14 protein-coding genes are annotated in these 18,946 nt (G+C 34.3%); 2 read left to right on the forward strand and 12 right to left on the reverse strand.

From position 1 onward, the window contains the following. Positions 1-4 precede the first annotated feature (4 nt). Positions 5-343 (reverse strand): P-II family nitrogen regulator, encoded by a 339-nt coding sequence (locus tag LY08_RS00315; RefSeq protein ID WP_111658440.1) that lies wholly within the window; start codon positions 341-343, stop codon positions 5-7. Positions 344-397: 54 nt separating this feature from the next. Beyond that, positions 398-1,414 (reverse strand): outer membrane beta-barrel protein, encoded by a 1,017-nt coding sequence (locus tag LY08_RS00320; RefSeq protein ID WP_111658441.1) that lies wholly within the window; start codon positions 1,412-1,414, stop codon positions 398-400. A gap of 457 nt (positions 1,415-1,871) precedes the next feature. On the opposite strand from LY08_RS00320, the gene gltB reads away from it, so the two are divergent. Beyond that, positions 1,872-6,368 carry a glutamate synthase large subunit gene (gene gltB / locus LY08_RS00325; protein ID WP_111658442.1) on the forward strand — a complete coding sequence of 1,499 codons (4,497 nt, stop codon included), beginning with the start codon at positions 1,872-1,874 and terminating at the stop codon, positions 6,366-6,368. A gap of 3 nt (positions 6,369-6,371) precedes the next feature. After that, positions 6,372-7,838: a glutamate synthase subunit beta gene (locus LY08_RS00330; protein ID WP_111658443.1), complete on the forward strand. Its 1,467-nt coding sequence runs from the start codon at positions 6,372-6,374 to the stop codon at positions 7,836-7,838. A gap of 153 nt (positions 7,839-7,991) precedes the next feature. Here the strand turns inward: LY08_RS00330 and argH are convergent, their stop codons facing one another. From argH to ilvA, 10 genes are all read right to left on the reverse strand, one after another. Next, positions 7,992-9,266 (reverse strand): argininosuccinate lyase, encoded by a 1,275-nt coding sequence (gene argH / locus LY08_RS00335; RefSeq protein WP_111658444.1) that lies wholly within the window; start codon positions 9,264-9,266, stop codon positions 7,992-7,994. Between the two features lie 86 nt (positions 9,267-9,352). After that, the gene (locus LY08_RS00340; RefSeq protein WP_111658445.1) at positions 9,353-10,414 is read right to left on the reverse strand and encodes a M20 family metallo-hydrolase; all 1,062 of its coding nucleotides are present in this window, start codon (positions 10,412-10,414) and stop codon (positions 9,353-9,355) included. Beyond that, the gene (argB, locus tag LY08_RS00345; RefSeq protein ID WP_111658446.1) at positions 10,411-11,187 is read right to left on the reverse strand and encodes an acetylglutamate kinase; all 777 of its coding nucleotides are present in this window, start codon (positions 11,185-11,187) and stop codon (positions 10,411-10,413) included. Before argB ends, LY08_RS00340 begins: the two co-directional genes overlap by 4 nt. Before the next feature lie 77 nt (positions 11,188-11,264). Then, entirely contained in the window at positions 11,265-12,200 is a 936-nt protein-coding gene (locus tag LY08_RS00350; protein ID WP_111658447.1) for an N-acetylornithine carbamoyltransferase, read from the reverse strand. 65 nt (positions 12,201-12,265) lie between these two features. Continuing rightward, complete coding sequence (locus LY08_RS00355; protein WP_111658448.1) at positions 12,266-13,405, reverse strand: aspartate aminotransferase family protein; 1,140 nt, start codon at positions 13,403-13,405, stop codon at positions 12,266-12,268. A gap of 93 nt (positions 13,406-13,498) precedes the next feature. After that, complete coding sequence (proC, locus tag LY08_RS00360) at positions 13,499-14,299, reverse strand: pyrroline-5-carboxylate reductase (RefSeq protein ID WP_111658449.1); 801 nt, start codon at positions 14,297-14,299, stop codon at positions 13,499-13,501. Between the two features lie 49 nt (positions 14,300-14,348). Continuing rightward, entirely contained in the window at positions 14,349-15,332 is a 984-nt protein-coding gene (argC, locus tag LY08_RS00365) for an N-acetyl-gamma-glutamyl-phosphate reductase (protein WP_111658876.1), read from the reverse strand. 78 nt (positions 15,333-15,410) lie between these two features. Then, on the reverse strand, positions 15,411-16,598 hold the full coding sequence (locus LY08_RS00370; RefSeq protein WP_111658450.1) for an argininosuccinate synthase: 1,188 nt from the start codon (positions 16,596-16,598) through the stop codon (positions 15,411-15,413). Further along, positions 16,588-17,214 carry a GNAT family N-acetyltransferase gene (locus tag LY08_RS00375; RefSeq protein WP_111658451.1) on the reverse strand — a complete coding sequence of 209 codons (627 nt, stop codon included), beginning with the start codon at positions 17,212-17,214 and terminating at the stop codon, positions 16,588-16,590. The genes LY08_RS00370 and LY08_RS00375 overlap by 11 nt, the downstream gene beginning before the upstream one ends. A 434-nt stretch (positions 17,215-17,648) precedes the next feature. Further along, positions 17,649-18,917 carry a threonine ammonia-lyase gene (gene ilvA / locus LY08_RS00380; RefSeq protein ID WP_111658452.1) on the reverse strand — a complete coding sequence of 423 codons (1,269 nt, stop codon included), beginning with the start codon at positions 18,915-18,917 and terminating at the stop codon, positions 17,649-17,651. Positions 18,918-18,946: the final 29 nt, after the last annotated feature.

An 18,946-nucleotide genomic window follows, 5' to 3' on the forward strand; every position in this document is an offset into this window, starting at 1 on the left:
TTTTTTATTTTAAAGTGTTACCGCCTTTTTCTCCTGTTCTTATTCTGTAAACTTCATCGATTTTTGAAACGAATATTTTACCATCACCTACTTCACCAGTGCTACCTGCCTCAAGTATGGCTTTGATGGTTACCTCTTCAAAATCGTCATTTACAACTATGGATAAGTAACGTCTTTGTATATCGCTTGTACTGTAAGACACACCTCTGTAAACGTGACCTTCTTTTTCGTTTCCAAGTCCTGTAACATCCCAATACGAGAAGAAATTAACACCTACTTCATGTAGTGCCTTTTTAACTGCAGAAAATTTAGATTTTCTGATAATTGCTTCAACTTTTTTCATTTTTTTGAGTTTTTAATTTCCGCTATAGCGAAAACCTTATTAATATTTAGTTAGTTAAAATCTATAAATAGCTGCTAATGTAAACGCAGATAAGCTACTTGCATCTTCTCCATCTGCATCAAAGTATGCAGCATCATTATTACTCCAAGAGTCTAATCTAATTTCTGGCTTAATAATTAAATTGCTGTCCACTGTGTAACTTCCTGTTAAAGTTGCAGCAAATACACTTGGTAAATCATCAATATCTTTATCGTGATACCCAAAATACTCTCCTCTTAACCCAATGCTAAAATCGTCTGATGTTGCAAATTGAGGATATATAGCAGCTCCATAAAACCCACTCCCATCATTGTCATTGTATGCAGCATTAATTCCTAAAAATAAATCTTCAGACACATCAAATCCACCAGTATAATCAACTTCAAAACCTAATCCTCCATTATTACCACTGTCATAGTAAAAATTTAAGAATTGACCTGAATAGCCTAATTGAGCACCAAATGAATATTCACCTGTAAAAGAAGTGTCATTAGTATCCCAAGGGTTCATCACTGCTAACATTAAGCTAAAGTCATCAGATAAAGCAAAATCAGCTTTTAAACCAACATGAGAGAATGGTCCGTGAGAAAATAAATAAGAGGTACTGTAGTTAAAGTTTGCTGCTGGTGCAATAACTTCGTAACCTAAAAAGGTATTAAAACGTCCCATTGTTAAGGTTGTTTTTTCTGAAACATTCCAGTAAGCATAAGCTTGGTTTACAATTCCATCAACAATATCATTGCTAAAAGTTGCTCCTGCACCTCTTGGTCCAGTTACTAAATCAAGTACAGCTCCTACTTTTCCACTTTCGTAGCTAGCAATAATGTTACCCATACCTAAAGCAAATCCTGTTTGCCCTGCAAAAGCAGTCCCAAATGATTGTCCTGAATCATCAGAAGCTGTTAAATATGTTTGATAATAAGCATCAACACTTCCTTCGAAAGTGAATTTTTTTTCTGGAGTAGTTGTCTCGTCCTGTGCAATTAAAATTGTTGTTGCAAATAGAAGTGTAAGGGTCAATAATTGTTTCATAATATTTCTGTGTTAATAATTAGTTTTCAATTAGTTTTCGTTTTCAAATCTATATTAAAAAATAATTAACCCCTAAAAAAATAGGGTTTCAACACTCATTTTTATTAATATTAAAATTATACCCCTATTTTTTGAGGGGTATATTAATTTGTATGTTGCTTTTTTATTAAATTCATATTAACGGAATTGCTTTAATCTCAACAAAAAAGACTTTTTAGTAAATTTTATTCAAATTTTTAATTATTACGAAAACGTTTTCGCAATTATTGTGTGTTTTTATTGAGATTATTCTATTGTTTATTTCTTAAAATAAGCGCCTTTTAATTACTCAAATTGCATTTTAAACCTGTCTCATTCAGAATTTCGAAAAAGTGAACGGAACGTTTTCATTATCAAACATTAGCATATATATTAGAAGCTAAATAAGGTGGTAAAATGCCTTAAAAATTGAAGAGTTATGCTAAAAAAACAAGGACTGTATTTACCAGAATATGAACACGATAATTGTGGTGCTGGTTTTATCTGTAGTTTAACAGGAAAACGTTCTAACGATATTATACATAAAGCGTTAGAAATTTTAGTGAAATTAGAGCATCGTGGTGCAGTAAGTGCAGATGGAGTTACAGGTGATGGTGCAGGTATTTTAATTGATATTCCACATAAATTTTTTAAGATTTTTTGCGAATTTGATTTACCTGAAGCTGGAGACTATGCTGTAAGTAATGTGTTTCTGCCTAAAAAAGAAAATCAGCGTCAATATTGTATTGATGTATTTGAAAAAGAAATTGAAAACCAAGGGTTAAAATTGATTGGCTGGAGAGATGTCCCTGTTAATAGTGACGTTTTAGGTGAAATTGCTAAAGTCACAGAGCCTTTTGTTAAGCAAATTTTTATAGGTAAAGCAAACGACCAACAAACCGAAAGAGAATTTAACTTAAAACTTTTTGCTGCACGTAAGATTGCAGAACATATTATATATGGTTCTAAATTATCAGAATCTAAATTCTTCTATCTTCCAAGTCTGTCCACAAAAATTATCATTTTTAAAGGCTTATTAATGCCAGAACATATTAACGAGTATTATTTAGACTTGTTTAATTCGGCATTAGATACACGTTTAGCGTTAGTACATCAACGTTTTTCTACCAATACCTTCCCTACTTGGGATTTAGCGCAACCGTTTAGATACATCTGCCATAATGGTGAAATTAATACCGTTAGAGGTAATGTGTCTCGAATGTTTTCTCGTGAAGAAATCATGGAAAGCCCATTGTTTGGTGACGACATAAAAAAGATAATTCCAACTGTTTTAAAAGGAAAATCAGATTCGGCAACCTTAGATATGGTTGTAGAATTATTATTAATGACTGGCAGATCACTTCCAGAAGCTATGATGATGCTTGTCCCTGAAGCATGGGAGAAAAATCCAAACATGTCTGATGCCAAAAAAGCGTTTTATGAGTATAATTCTTGCCTTATGGAACCTTGGGATGGACCAGCTTCCATACCATTTACAGATGGTAATTTTATTGGTGCTGTATTAGACCGTAATGGTTTACGTCCTTCAAGGTATACTGTTACAAAATCTGGAAACGTAATCATGTCTTCAGAAACTGGAGTAGTAGATATTAAACCTGAAAACGTTGAGTATCATGGTCGTTTAGAACCTGGTAAAATGTTTCTGGTTAACATGAATGAAGGCAGAATTGTTAATGACGAAGAAATAAAAGAAGAAATTGCATCAAAACATCCCTATAGACAATGGTTAACTGAAAATTTAGTACACCTTAGAGATATTGAAGCTAAAAAAGGACCTATACAGCATGACGAAATTGAGTTATCAAAACGTGAAGTTGTTTTTGGGTATACTGAGGAAGATTTAAACACCATTATTCGTCCGATGGCGCAATTAGGAAAAGAGCCAATTGGTTCTATGGGAAGTGATGCGCCTATTGCAATTTTATCTGAAAGACCTCAACTGGTGTATAACTATTTTAAACAGTTATTTGCTCAAGTTACTAATCCGCCTTTAGATGGTATTCGTGAAGAATTAATTACAGATATAAGCTTAACTTTAGGTAGCGATGTCAACCTATTTGATATTAATGCAGAGCATTGTAAAAAACTAAAAATACAGAATCCTGTCATCTCTAAACACGATTTAGATAAGATTAAAAACTACGATACTAATCCAGATTTTAAAGTCGAATCTATTTCGATGTTATACGAAGTTAATCGAGGATTAAATGAATTGGAAGTAGCTCTAGAAAACTTAGTCACTAAAGCCTCTAAAGCGATTGACGAAGGTGCTAACATTATTATTTTATCAGACAGATTTGTGGATGAAAACCACGCACCAATTCCTGCACTATTAGCTTGTTCTTACGTAAATCATGCGCTTCATAAATTAAAAAAACGTTCAAAAATCAGTTTAATTATTGAATCTGCTGAGCCTAGAGAAGTACATCACTTTGCTTTACTTTTTGGTTACGGAGCAAGTGCTGTAAACCCATATATTGTTAATGAAATTGTTCAGAAGCAAATCAATAATAAAGATGTTACCGATTTAGAGTATTTAACTGCTATTAAAAATTACAACAAAGCAGTTGGAAAAGGTATTCTGAAAGTGATGAACAAAATCGGAATTTCAACTTTAAATTCTTACAGAGGATCTCAATTATTCGAATGTATTGGAATTAACTCAGCAACGGTTGAAAAATATTTCCCAAATACAACTACTAGAATTCAAGGTATTGGATTAAGAGAAATTGAGCAAGAAATAGTAAAACGTCATAAAAAAGCATTTCATAAAAATATAGAACCCGCTATTGAAGTTGGAGGTGATTATAGATGGAGACGTGGACAAGAAAAACACATGTTTAACCCGTTAACAGTTGCTAAACTTCAAGAATCGGTAAGAACTAATAAAGCCTCTACCTTTAAGGAATATTCGGAATTGGTAAATAACCAATCTAAAAACTTAATGACTATTAGAGGGTTGTTTGAATTTGATCAATTTGACCCTATTCCAATTGATGAAGTAGAACCTTGGACTGAGATTGTAAAGCGTTTTAAAACTGGGGCGATGTCTTATGGTTCTATTAGTAAAGAAGCTCACGAAAATTTAGCAGTAGCTATGAATAGAATTGGAGGAAAATCTAATTCTGGAGAAGGTGGCGAAGATCAAGAACGTTTTTATAAATCTTCACAAGGCGACTGGAAAAATTCAGCAATTAAACAAGTAGCATCTGGTCGTTTTGGAGTAACATCAAATTACTTAACAAGTGCAAACGAAATTCAAATAAAAATAGCTCAAGGTGCAAAGCCTGGTGAAGGTGGACAATTACCAGGACCAAAAGTCAATCGGGAGATAGCAAAAACCAGAAACTCTACACCTTATGTCGGATTGATTTCGCCTCCACCACATCACGATATTTATTCTATTGAAGATTTATCACAATTAATATATGATGTAAAATGTGCTAACAGAGAAGCCAGAATTAATGTAAAATTAGTATCGGAAGTTGGTGTTGGTACTGTAGCAGCAGGAGTTGCCAAAGCAAAAGCAGACGTGATTTTAGTCTCTGGTTTTGATGGTGGTACTGGAGCATCACCTTTAACCTCCTTACGTCACGCAGGATTACCATGGGAACTTGGTATTGCAGAAGCACAACAAACTTTAGTGATGAACGATCTTAGAAATCGTGTGGTTTTAGAATGCGACGGACAGTTAAAAACAGGACGTGATGTCGCGATTGCGTGTTTATTAGGAGCAGAAGAATTTGGTTTTGCAACCGCACCTTTAGTAGCTTCGGGTTGTATTATGATGCGTGTTTGCCATCTAAATACGTGTCCAGTTGGGATTGCAACACAAAACCCAGAACTGCGTAAAAAGTTTAAAGGCAAACCAGAACACGTGGTTAACTACATGTATTTTGTTGCTCAGGAATTGCGTGAGATTATGGCTAAATTAGGATTTAGAACCATTAATGAAATGGTTGGTCAATCCCAAAAACTAAACAGAAATAAAGCGATTGACCATTACAAATCTTCAGGTATTGACTTAACACCAATTCTTCATAAAGTTGAAGTTTCAGAAGATGTAAAATTATTTAATACCTACTGTCAAGACCATAACTTAAATGTGCACTTAGATTTTAAGATTATCAAGCAAGCACATCAGGCTTTATTCCGAAGACAAAAAACACATTTAGAACTACCAATTACAAATATCGATCGCGCTGTTGGCGCAATTGTAAGTAACGAAATTTCTAAAATTTATGGTGCAGATGGTTTACCAGAAGATACTATAGATATTGAATTTAGTGGTTCTGCTGGTCAAAGTTTTGGTGCATTTGCAACCAAAGGTTTAAAGTTTACTGTTCACGGAAACACCAACGATTACTTAGGAAAAGGATTATCTGGAGCCAAATTAATTATTAAAGTACCGGAAAAATGCACGATTGTCCCTGAGGACAACATCATTACAGGAAACGTGACATTATATGGTGCAACTTCCGGAGAAGTCTACATCAATGGAAAAGCAGGCGAACGTTTTTGTGTGAGAAATTCTGGTGCAAAAGCAGTAGTAGAAGGTATTGGAGATCATGGTTGCGAATATATGACTGGTGGTGTGGCTGTTATTCTTGGTGCTGTTGGGCGAAATTTTGGAGCAGGAATGAGTGGCGGAATTGCTTATGTTTTAGATGAAAATGATACGTTTATACAACACTGTAATTCTGAAGATTTAAATATCGATCCTATTGAAAATGTTGAAGATCAATTACAATTAGAACAGCTTATTGAAAACCACTATATAGCAACAGGAAGCCCGTTAGCAAGACGTCTTTTAGATAATTGGAAGAACAGCTTGACTAAGTTTAAAAAAGTGTTGCCAGAAGAATACAGACAAGCTTTAGAACGATTAGAAAAAGAAGAATTAGAATTAGCGTAAATTATGGGAAAGATAACAGGATTTTTAGAATATGAGCGCCAAGACGAGAGTTACATTGAGCCAAAAAAACGAATTGAACATTATAAAGAATTTACAGTTCCGTTAAAAGAAGAAAAACTTAAAGATCAAGGTGCACGCTGTATGGATTGCGGAATTCCGTTTTGCCATAGTGGTTGTCCTCTTGGTAATTTAATTCCAGATTTTAACGATAAAGTCTATAAAGGCAAATGGAAAGAAGCTGCCGAAATTTTACACAAAACCAACAACTTCCCAGAGTTTACAGGTCGTTTATGTCCTGCTCCTTGTGAAGAGGCTTGCGTTTTAGGTATTAATGAAGACCCAGTAACTATTGAAAACATTGAAAAAAATATTGTTGAAACTGCTTTCAAAGAAGGTTGGATTACTGCAAAACCACCAAAAGTAAGAACCAAAAAAACAGTTGCAGTAATTGGTTCTGGACCTGCTGGATTAGCAGCTGCACAACAATTAAATAGAGCTGGACATACGGTTACTGTTTTTGAACGTGACGAAAAAGTGGGTGGATTATTACGCTACGGAATTCCAGATTTTAAAATGGAAAAACATGTGATTGACAGACGTATTAAAGTTTTAGAAGATGAAGGCATCGTATTTAAAACCAACGCACATGTTGGAGAAAATGTCGATGCTAACAAACTTAAAGCTGACTTTGATGCTGTTGTTTTATGTGGTGGAGCAACCGTTAGACGACATATTCCAATTCCTGGAGCCGATTTAAAAGGTGTCACCCAAGCAATGGATTTTTTAAAACTAAACAACCAATATGTAGATGGATTAGTTGATTTTAAGGATGTAATTTCTGCAGAAGGCAAAAATGTAATTGTAATTGGTGGAGGAGATACAGGAAGTGATTGTATAGGAACTTCTAATCGTCATGGCGCAACATCGGTTACTAATTTTGAAATCTTAAGCAAACCAACCGAAGGTCGTCCAGTACACCAACCTTGGCCCTATTGGCCAATGAAGTTAAAAACGACCTCATCACACCAAGAAGGTGTGGAACGTTTTTTTAGTATTTCAACAAAAGAGTTTATTGGAGACCAAAAAGGAAACTTAAAAGGATTAAAAACCGTGGAAGTTGAATGGATTTTCAAACCAGGAGAACGACCACAACTTAAAGAAATTGAAGGCACAGAAAAAGAATGGAAATGCGACTTAGCCTTATTGGCTTTAGGATTTACAGGAGCCGAAAAAACATTAGCAGACCAGTTTGGTTTAAATATGGATTTTAGAACCAATATCGAAGCGTCAACCAAAGATTACGCAACTAACGTTCCTGGTGTTTTTGCTGCTGGAGATATGCGTCGTGGACAATCGTTAATTGTTTGGGCAATTTCTGAAGGAAGACAAGCAGCTCATCATGTAGATACCTACTTAATGGGAGAATCAAGCTTGCCTTTAAAGGATGATAGTGATTTACCAAGGGTGTAATAAATTCCTGCATTGGTAGAAATCTTATGGCTAAATAGAAAACAGTAGAGCTATAATCTAATGTCACATTGAGCGCAGTCGAAATGCTTTAAAAAGATAAATTCTTAGGTTTTCGACTGCGCTCAAACTGACAATCTCATATTTTGTAACTTTTTACTTTGGAAACTTTTCTCGTATTTCCTTTAAACACAAATTACCAATACTCCCAACATGTGTATGTTGTTTTGAAGTATCTGGTTTATAGGTTCCGTTTTCAACTTCGCTTCCAATTTTTTGATACGCTTCTCTAAATGGCATCCCTTCTACCACCAAAGTATTAATATTGTCAACCGTAAAAAGGTATTGATATTTGGCATCGTTCAAGTCAATCTCTTTTACTATAACTTGCTGAATGGCGTAATTAAAAATATCTAAAAGATCTTTTACATCTTCAATTGCAGCAATGATGTTTTCTTTTAACAACTGAAAATCTCTATGGTAACCACTTGGTAAATTATTGGTAATTAACACCATTTCAGTATGTAGGGCTTGAATTTTATTAGCTTTACCTCTAATTAATTCAAACACATCAGGATTCTTTTTGTGAGGCATGATGCTACTTCCTGTAGTGAGCTCGTCTGGAAACGCTATAAATCCAAAATTCTGACTATTATACACACAAATATCCATTGCAAAACGTGCCAATGTGTTGCATACACTTCCTAAAGCTAAAGCAATAGTTCGTTCGCTTTTTCCTCTGCTCATTTGTGCAGCAACCACGTTGTATTTCAAAGTGGAGAAGTTTAATTCTTTTGTCGTTAATTCTCTATCAATTGGAAATGAACTTCCGTAACCTGCTGCAGAGCCTAACGGGTTTTGGTCAACCGTTTTTAATGCTGCGTTTAGTAAATACACATCGTCAATTAAAACCTCAGCGTAAGCAGAAAACCATAATCCGAAAGAGGAAGGCATAGCCACTTGCAAATGTGTGTAACCCGGAAGGAAAACGTCTTTATGGGTTTCGGATAATGTTAACAACGTATTGAAAAAGACTTCAGTTTTTTCATTAATCAACCTTAAGTTGTCTTTATAATAAAGCTGAAGTGCCACTAAAACTTGATCGTTTCTTGATCGTGCTGTGTGTATTTTTTTTCCGACGTCTCCTAAGGTTTTTGTGAGTTCGTATTCTATTTTAGAATGTACATCTTCAAACGATGCTTCAATAACAAAAGTTCCGTTTTCAATGGTTTCAGCAATAGCTTGTAAGCCAATTTTTAGTTGCTGCAATTCTTCCAAAGAAATGATGCCAATCGACTCCAACATAATAGCATGTGCTAAGGATGCTTGCACATCATATTTTGCAATATGCAAGTCAATTTCTCTGTCGTTTCCAACAGTAAATTGTTCTATTTTTTTATCGATGCTAATTCCTTTATCCCAGAGTTTCATAATTTCATTTTTTATTGTCATTGCGAATGAAATGAAGCAATCTCATGGTGTGATAACTTCGTCATTCTTCCTCGTTATGACGTTTGCTACAATACTTTTTCTAATAATTCAATATATATTTTAATACCTTCTTCAATCTCATTTACATAAATAAATTCATCTGCAGAATGCGATCGAGTGCTATCACCTGGACCTAATTTTAAAGACGGACAAGTCAACACAGCTTGGTCTGACAAGGTTGGCGAACCGTAGGTGCTTCTGCCAATTTCTATTCCTGCAATTACCAATGGATGATCGATAGGAATGGAAGACGAATTTAATTTAATACTTCGTGGAATTATACTATCACAAGGTGCTTCCTTTTGCAAAATATCGACGATGTCTTGGTTGGTATATTTATCGTTTACACGAACATCTATTACCAATTTTACATCTGCAGGCACTGCGTTATGTTGTTTTCCTGCATTGATTTGTGTAACGGTTAATTTCACATCACCTAAAGCTTCTGAGGTTTTACTAAATGTGTAATTTTTAAACCATTCTAAAACTGGAATGGTATTATAAATGGCATTATCGTTATTTGGATGCGCAGCATGACTTGGTGTTCCTTTTACAATTGCATCAAACACGACTAAGCCTTTTTCGGCAACTGCTAAGTGCATTAAGGTTGGTTCTCCAACAATAGCGACATCAATTTTTGGAATCACACTTAACATACTATTTAAACCGTTTGGACCACTACTTTCTTCTTCTGCGGAAGCGACAATAACCAGATTGAAATTTAAGTTTTCTCTATTATAGAAATAGGCGAATGTTGCTAATAAACTCACCAAACAACCACCAGCATCATTGCTTCCTAAACCATATAATTTCCCGTCTTCTACAATAGCCTTGAATGGATCTTTGGTGTACCCATTATTTGGTTTTACTGTGTCGTGATGCGAGTTTAATAATAATGTTGGTTTGCTGTCGTCAAAATATTTATTGGTTGCCCACACATTATTTTTAGTTCTTTGATAAGGAATATCTTGTTGGTTAAACCATTGCTCAATATGAAGTGCTGTCTGATCTTCTTCCGAAGAAAACGACTGCGTTTCTATGAGTTGCTTTAACAAAGCAATAGCTCTTGTTGTTAATCTTTCTATCATTTGGTAATGGTTGTGTGTTTAATATTTTTATCGAAAAGCATGTCTGATTTACCAATACACACTTTCTGCACTTGATGATTTATAGCATGAAAACAGTTGTTTAATTTTGGCAACATACCTTCAAAAATCACTTTGTTTTCTACTAATGTTTTATACGATTCTGTGTTTATGTTTTCGATAACAGAATGGTCATTATTTACATTTTTTAAAACACCATTTTTTTCGAAGCAATAATACAATTCGGTGTTATATTTACTTGCAAATCCTATGGCTAATTCTGAAGCAATGGTATCTGCATTTGTGTTCAGTAATTGTCCATTTTTATCATGAGTAATCGCGCAAAACACAGGTGTAATTTCGTTATTTAAAAGAATTTCTAACGTTTCAGTATTTACCTTTTTGACGTCTCCAGCAAATCCATAATCGATAGGTTTTGATGGTCTTAAATCTGAAACTATCGTGTTGCCATCTGCTCCTGAAAACCCAATTGCATTGCAGTTATTTGCTTGTAATTGCGCTACTATATTTTTATTGATTTTTCCAGCATACACCATAGTGATAATATCTAAAGTCTCTTGATCTGTAATGCGTCTGCCATCCACCATTTTAACGTCCACTTGCATTTGCTGTGCTAATTTTGTGGCTAATTTTCCGCCTCCATGCACTAAGATTTTAGGAGTGGTTATTGTCGAAAAATCACTTAAAAACTGTTGCAATGCTGCTTCGTTATCGATGATATTTCCTCCTATTTTTATGATTTTTAATGTTTTCATATTCTTATAATCACTTAGACAAGCTCAGTGTGACATTTAGATACTATTTGTCAGTCTGAGCTTATCGAAGACTTTTTTTATAATTCTTCCAAAATTTGCTTCAGTACAATTTGCGCTGCATATGTTCTATTATTTGCTTGCTGAATTACAACTGAATTTTCACCATCTAAAACAGCATCTTCCACCACAACATTACGTCTTACAGGTAAGCAATGCATAAATTTGGCATTGCCAAGCTTAGCTTTGGTCATCATCCAATTCTCGTCCTGACTAAGCACTTTTCCGTAGTCTTTATAATTACTCCAGTTTTTGACGTATACAAAATCGGCATCTTTTAAAGCCTCCTCTTGATTGTGACTTATTGGTGTGTTTTTCGTGATTGCTTCACTTAATTCATAACCCTCAGGGTGTGTAATGGTTAAATCGACATCCATTTGTTGCATCATTTCTATAAACGAATTCGCAACTGCTTGTGGTAAGGCTTTTGGGTGTGGCGCCCAGGACAACACCACTTTTGGTTTTGATTTTTCGGTTAGCTCTGTAATAGTAATTGCATCTGCCAACGCTTGTAAAGGATGTGCTGTTGCGCTTTCCATATTAATTATTGGCACGGTTGCATATTTTACAAAGCTATTCATTACAAGTTCACTTTCATCTTTTTGCTTATCTGTTAAACTCGGAAACGCTCTCACAGCAATCACATCTGCGTATTGTGAAATGACTTTCGCAGCTTCCTTAATGTGCTCCGAGGTGCTTGCATTCATGATGGTTCCGTCTTCAAACTCTAAATTCCATGCATCATTGACGTTTAAAATCATGACATCCATTCCTAAGTGTTTTGCTGCTTTTTCGGTGCTTAATCGAGTACGTAAACTGGAATTAAAAAACAGCATGACTAAGGTTTTGTGCTTTCCTAAGTCTTGAAACTCAAACGGATTCATTTTTAATAAAATAGCATCCTTTATAGTGTCTTGAAGGTTTGAAATATCTTTTATTTTGGTGTATTTTTTCATATTAAATAGGTCTCGACTGCGCTCGACCAGACAGTGTTTAGTCTCCTCGAGCGCAGTCGAGAGGTTTAAGTTGTTATCTTTTTTAATTCACTTTTTAAAGCCTCAAAAAACAAATCGACATGTTCTTTTTTAATGGTTAAAGGCGGAAGAATTCTAATTAAATTGGGGTTTTTAGCGCTTCCTGTAAATATTTTATGGTCGAAAATTAGCTTTTTACGAAGCTCAGCAATTGGAAAATCGAATTCTAATCCTAACATCAAACCTCTTCCTTTTATCTTTTTTATAGCTGTAATTTCTTTTGCTTTCTCTATAAAATAAGTAGAAATCTCTTTTGCATTTTGCATAAGTTGTTCTTCTTCAATAACTTCTAAAACCGTTAATGATGCAACACATGCCAAATGGTTTCCTCCAAATGTGGTTCCTAATAAACCAAAAGAAGCTTTGATATTAGGATGAATTAAAATCCCTCCTATTGGGAAACCATTTCCCATTCCTTTTGCAATGGAAATAATATCTGGCGTCACCTTATATTTCTGAAACGCAAAGAAATCGCCAGTTCTTCCAAAACCAGATTGTACCTCATCTGCGATAAAGCAGGTGTTGTACCTTTTACACAATGCATCAACACCTTCATAGAACGTTGCAGTGCTTTCATCTAATCCACCAACGCCTTGAATGCACTCTATAATTACTGCGCAAACATCGTTTTTTGCTAATGCTTTTTCTAACGACTCTAAATCGCCTAAAGCTAAAATCTCAACCTCTTGTTGCGCATTTATTGGCGCAATAATTTTAGGATTATCTGTTGCTGCAACTGCTGCAGAAGTACGACCATGAAACGAATTTTTAAAAGCGACTACTTTTTTCTTTCCATTGTGAAAAGAGGCTAATTTCAACGCATTCTCATTAGCTTCTGCTCCTGAATTACATAAAAACAAGTCGTAATCTTTACAACCTGATAATTGCTCAAGTTTGTCTGCTAATTGTACTTGTAACGGATTTTGAATCGAATTGCTATAAAACCCTAATTTAGACACTTGCTCTGAAATAGCAGCCACATATTTAGGATGCGAATGACCAATAGATATCACTGCATGTCCACCATATAAATCTAAATATTTGGTGTTGTTTTCATCAAAAACAAAGACATCTTTAGCCTTTACAGGAGTAATATCGAATAATGGATAAACATTAAATAAGCTCATATTTGTTCTTTTTTTGTTATTCAGAGCGAAGCGAAGAATCTTTTCATTTAATTAGATTCTTTAGTCATATTTCCTTCTGAATGACACCTTTTTTTATATCTGTTCTTTTTTGATATTGTTGATTTTGTTGAATGAAGCCACCATACCTTGAATTAAAGACGAGCTTAATCCTTTGTGTTCCATTTCGTTTAACCCTTCAATTGTACAGCCTTTTGGCGTGGTTACTCTGTCAATTTCTTCTTCCGGATGATCACCATTAGTGATTAATAAATTGGCAGCTCCTTCGCAAGTATGCATGGCTAATTCTTGTGCTTCTTTGGCATCAAATCCTAATTGGATGGCTGCTTGAGTGGTTGCACGAATCAGTCGCATCCAAAATGCAATTCCGCTGGCACAAACCACAGTGGCTGCTTGCATTTGCGTTTCTGGAATCACTAACGAATGTCCCAAACGGTTAAAAATAGCTTGAGCGATTTTAATGCGTTTTTCACCTTGCTCGTTACTACACAAACAGGTCATCGATTTACCAACTGCAATTGCTGTATTTGGCATTGCACGAATGATAAATTTATCTGCACCAACTTGTGCTTCAATTTTAGGAATTAAAAAGCCTGTAATGGTTGAAATAATGACATGTTTATCGGTTAGATGTGGTTGTATTTCATTTAAAATATTCTCAAAATGAGAAGGTTGTACCGCAAAAATTAAAATGTCAGATTGCTTTACCGCTTCAGCGTTATCTGTTGTTAAATACACATTTTTATAACCCTCAAATTCTTGAATGTCTTCTAAGTTTCGTTTGGTTAAATACAAACTGGTAATGGCGTTGTTGGTTATCAATCCTTTAGCGATGGATTTTCCTAAGTTACCTGTTCCTATAATTGCTATTTTCATAATAAAGTTGTTAGTTTTTAGTAGTTAGTAATTAGTGCTTACTCAAACTCTAAAAATATGTTGCTTTCAATTTTAATCCTTCTGCTTCTTCAAAACCATACATTAAATTCATGTTTTGAATGGCTTGTCCGGAAGCGCCTTTTAATAAATTATCGATGATGCTTGTCACTAATAATTTGTCTTCATATTTATGCAAATGAAGAATGCATTTATTGGTATTTACTACTTGTTTTAAATGAATTTCTTCTTCTGAAATTATAGTAAACGTAGCATCTTTATAAAATTCGCTATACAATGCTTTTGCGTCTTCCAGGCTTCCTTTAAACTTAGTATACATGGTTGCAAAAATGCCTCTTGAAAAATTGCCTCGATTTGGCACGAAATTAATATCCGAATTGAAGTTAGATTGCAATAATTTTACTGATTGATTAATCTCGCCTAAATGCTGGTGTGCAAAAGCTTTATAGTGTGAAAAATTATTATCTCGCCACGTAAAATGTGTGGTTGCTGATAAGGATGTTCCTGCTCCAGTTGCACCAGTTACTGCATTAATATGCACATCGTTTTGCAATACTTCAGCTTTAGCTAAAGGCAATAACGCTAATTGAATAGCTGTTGCAAAACAACCTGGATTTGCAATATAATTGGCTTTTTTAATGGCCTCTTTATTTAATTCTGGCAAACCGTATATAAAAGTTTTACCATTAAATATTTCATCCTTTTTTAACCTGAAATCGTTACTTAAATCGATGATTTTAGTGTTATCTGAAAAGCTATTATTCTCTAAAAATGCTTTAGAATTTCCGTGACCTAAACACAAGAATAATACATCAACTTCAGAATTAATTTTATTAGTAAAAACTAAATCTGTGCTACCAATTAGATCTTGGTGTATTTTACTGATTTTGTTACCAGCATTGGATGTACTATAAATAAAATTGATGTTTGCTTTTGGATGATTTAACAACAATCTAATAAGTTCTCCAGCTGTATAACCTGCACCTCCAATGATTCCTATTTGTAATTTTTTCATTTTGATTCTTATACTTAGAGATTCTTCGTTTTGCACTTCGACTGCGCTCAGTGTGACACTCAGAATAACAATTAATCCTTATGAGTTTACTTGTTGATAGATTTTGTTCTGATTCCCTACAATTTTGATAAACCCTTTAGCTTCTTCAGCTGTCCATCCTTTATTTTCTTCGCCATAACTTCCAAACTTTGCTTGCATTAAATCGTGTTTGGAAGAAATTCCATCTAAATTAAAATGATACGGTTTCAACGTTACAAAAACATCTCCCGAAACTTTATCTTGACTGCTTTGTAAAAAGGCTTCCATGTCGCGCATTACTGGATCTAAATATTGTCCTTCGTGCAGATGCATTCCATAGAAACTTGACAAATATTCTTTGTGTTGTAATTGCCATTTGGTAAGCGTGTGTTTTTCTAATAAATGATGTGCTTTTAAAGTTACCAAAGCACCTGCAGCTTCAAAACCAACACGACCTTTAATACCAACAATTGTATCTCCAACATGTATATCTCTACCAATCGCATAAGCCGAAGCCAAATTATTTAGTACTTCAATATTTACTTCTGGATTGTTTTCGATTCCGTTAACAGCAACTAATTCTCCTTTTAAAAAGGTTAACTTTACTTTCTCTTCTTTTGCATGTTTTAATTGTGATGGGTAGGCTGAATCTGGTAAAGGTTTATCGGAAGTTAAGGTTTCTGAGCCTCCAACACTGGTTCCCCAAAGTCCTTTGTTAACCGAGTATTTTGCTTTTTCCCAAGACATATCAATTCCGTTTTCTTTAAGGTAATTTATTTCTTGTTGTCTAGTTAAACTTCCGTCTCTAATTGGTGTGATAATCTGTATATGTGGTGCTAAGGTTTGAAAAATCATATCAAATCGCACTTGGTCGTTTCCTGCTCCTGTGCTTCCGTGTGCGATATATTCGGCATCAATACTTTTTGCATATTCGATAATTTCGATAGCTTGAATGATACGTTCGGCACTTACAGATAACGGATAGGTGTTGTTCTTCAAAACATTTCCGAAGATTAAATACTTAATCACTTTTTGATAATAAGAAGAAATAGCGTCAATATTTTTGTACGTTGACACTCCCATTTTATAAGCATTCGCTTCAATAGTTTTTATTTCTTCAACTGTAAAACCACCAGTATTAACACTTACTGCGTGCACATCATATCCTGCATTACTTAAACTCACAGCGCAATAGGATGTGTCTAATCCACCACTATATGCTATTACTAATTTGCCTTTATTTTTCATTTTTATCTTTTTTTAGGAACATGGATTGCTTGATATTTTTTAATCTGGTCCACACTTTTTTATCGTATTTGTGTTCGTGCGTTTGTTTTACTTCTTTTGAAGGATTGTACAGCATACCTGTACACAAACACATTTTTTGCTCTGTACGCTGTAAAACATCGTAGTTTTTGCAGGTTTGACAACCATTCCAGAAAGTTTGATCTGTAGTTAACTCTGAAAATGTTACTGGTTTATAGCCTAAGTCGCTATTCATTTTCATGACTGCTAAACCTGTGGTGATACTGAATATTTTTGCATCCGGAAATTTTTCTCTGGAATGTTTAAACACCTTTTGCTTTATCTGTTTGGCAAGACCAATATTTCTATAATCTGGATGTACTATTAATCCTGAGTTTGCCACGAATTTTCCATGACTCCATTGTTCGATATAGCAAAAACCTGCAAATTTATCGCCATCTAAAGCAATAACAGCATTACCATTTTCCATTTTGGTAATAATGTATTCCGGTTTACGTTTTGCAATACCAGTACCTCTTACTTGCGCAGCATCTGCAATGGTTTCGCAAATAATATCTGCGTAAATACTATGTGATTTATTTGCAATAACAATTTCCATTGTAATTGAATTTTTAATTAAAAAATGTGATAATTTTTGTTTTAAGAGATTCCTGATTTTTACAGGAATTTGGTTTTAAAAGCAGAACCGGACTCACCTAAGTTCTATAAATAGAAGTACACCCTAAGGGCGACGACGGAAAACGGGACGCACAACATGCCTATTATTGATTTCAATAATTAGGTTTAAAAAGAAAATAAATTGTGATGAATTGTACATTTTGAAAAATAAAAAACGGGTTAACTAATTTGCTACAGAAGGATGTGCATTAGCGACGTCGTCTGCGTGTTGGCAAACTTGTGGGTCTTTCGTTTTTATTTAAAGATGTAATCATGGTACAAACGTAAAATTAAAATTAATACAACAATCGTTTTTTATTAGTTTTTCGTCAATTTTTACGGATTTAATAGAATTTTGAATAAAAACTATCAAAATCACACTAAAAATTGAAACAAATCTGTTTTGTCATTTAAATAATCTCCATAAAAATTATGAAGTTTCATTTTGGTAATTAATGGCTCTAAATCGTCTGGAGATTTTAATTCTAAACCAACCACAGCTACATCATTTTCTCGATTTGCTTTTTTTGTATATTCAAAATGTGTGATATCATCGGTTGGACCTAAAATATCTACAACAAAATCTCTTAAAGCTCCAGCACGTTGCGGGAATTTTACAATGAAATAATGTTTTAAATTAGAATATAGTAGTGCGCGTTCTTTAATTTCGGCAGTACGTGTAATGTCGTTATTACTTCCACTAATCACACAAACAACATTTTTACCTTTTATTTCTTCAGAAAACAGATCTAATGCACAAAGACTTAAAGCGCCAGCTGGCTCTACAATAATGGCATCTTTATTATATAAATCTAAAATGGTTTGGCAAATTTTACCTTCATCTACAGTAACTACTCGATGTAACGTTTCTTTACAAATGGCAAAATTTAAATCGCCAACACGCTTTACTGCTGCACCATCTACAAAATTGTCAATAGATTTTAAGGTTATATTCTTATTATTTCTAATAGAATTTAACATCGCAGGAGCGCCTTTAGGCTCTACACTTATAATTTTTGTTTGAGGTGATAATAGTTTAAACACAGAAGATAATCCTGCAGCTAATCCACCTCCACCAACAGGTACAAACACATAATGAATAGGATGCTCTTGTAATTGATCAATAATTTCTAAACCAACTGTGGCTTGACCTTCAATAACTTTTTGGTCGTTAAAAGGATGAATGAACGTTTTATTTAAACGCTCGCAAGCTTCCATTGCTGCATGATACGCATCATCAAATGAGTCGCCAACCAAAACGACGTCTATATAATCTTCACCAAACATTTTTACTTGTTCAATTTTTTGATTTGGTGTTGGTGAAGGCATAAAAATAGTGCCTTTTATTTTTAATAATTTACAAGACAATGCAAATCCTTGTGCATGATTTCCTGCACTCGCACATACAATTTCGTTTTCAATTTGCGTCGCATTTAGCGATGAAATTTTATTATAAGCACCACGAATTTTATAAGAGCGTACTTCTTGTAAATCTTCTCTTTTAAAATAAATATTGGCTTGAAACTGCTTAGAATACCTTGCGTTTTTAGTCAAAGGAGTCACAGATGCAATTCCTTTTAACTTTTCTGCTGCAGCTTCTATAGCTTCTAAAGTTGGTCTGTATGTGGTTTTGGTTTCTTCCATATTCAGTTCCCAATAAAATGGGAATCTTT

The sequence above is a fragment of the Olleya aquimaris genome, from assembly GCF_003259525.1.
GTDB classification, from domain to species: domain Bacteria; phylum Bacteroidota; class Bacteroidia; order Flavobacteriales; family Flavobacteriaceae; genus Olleya; species Olleya aquimaris.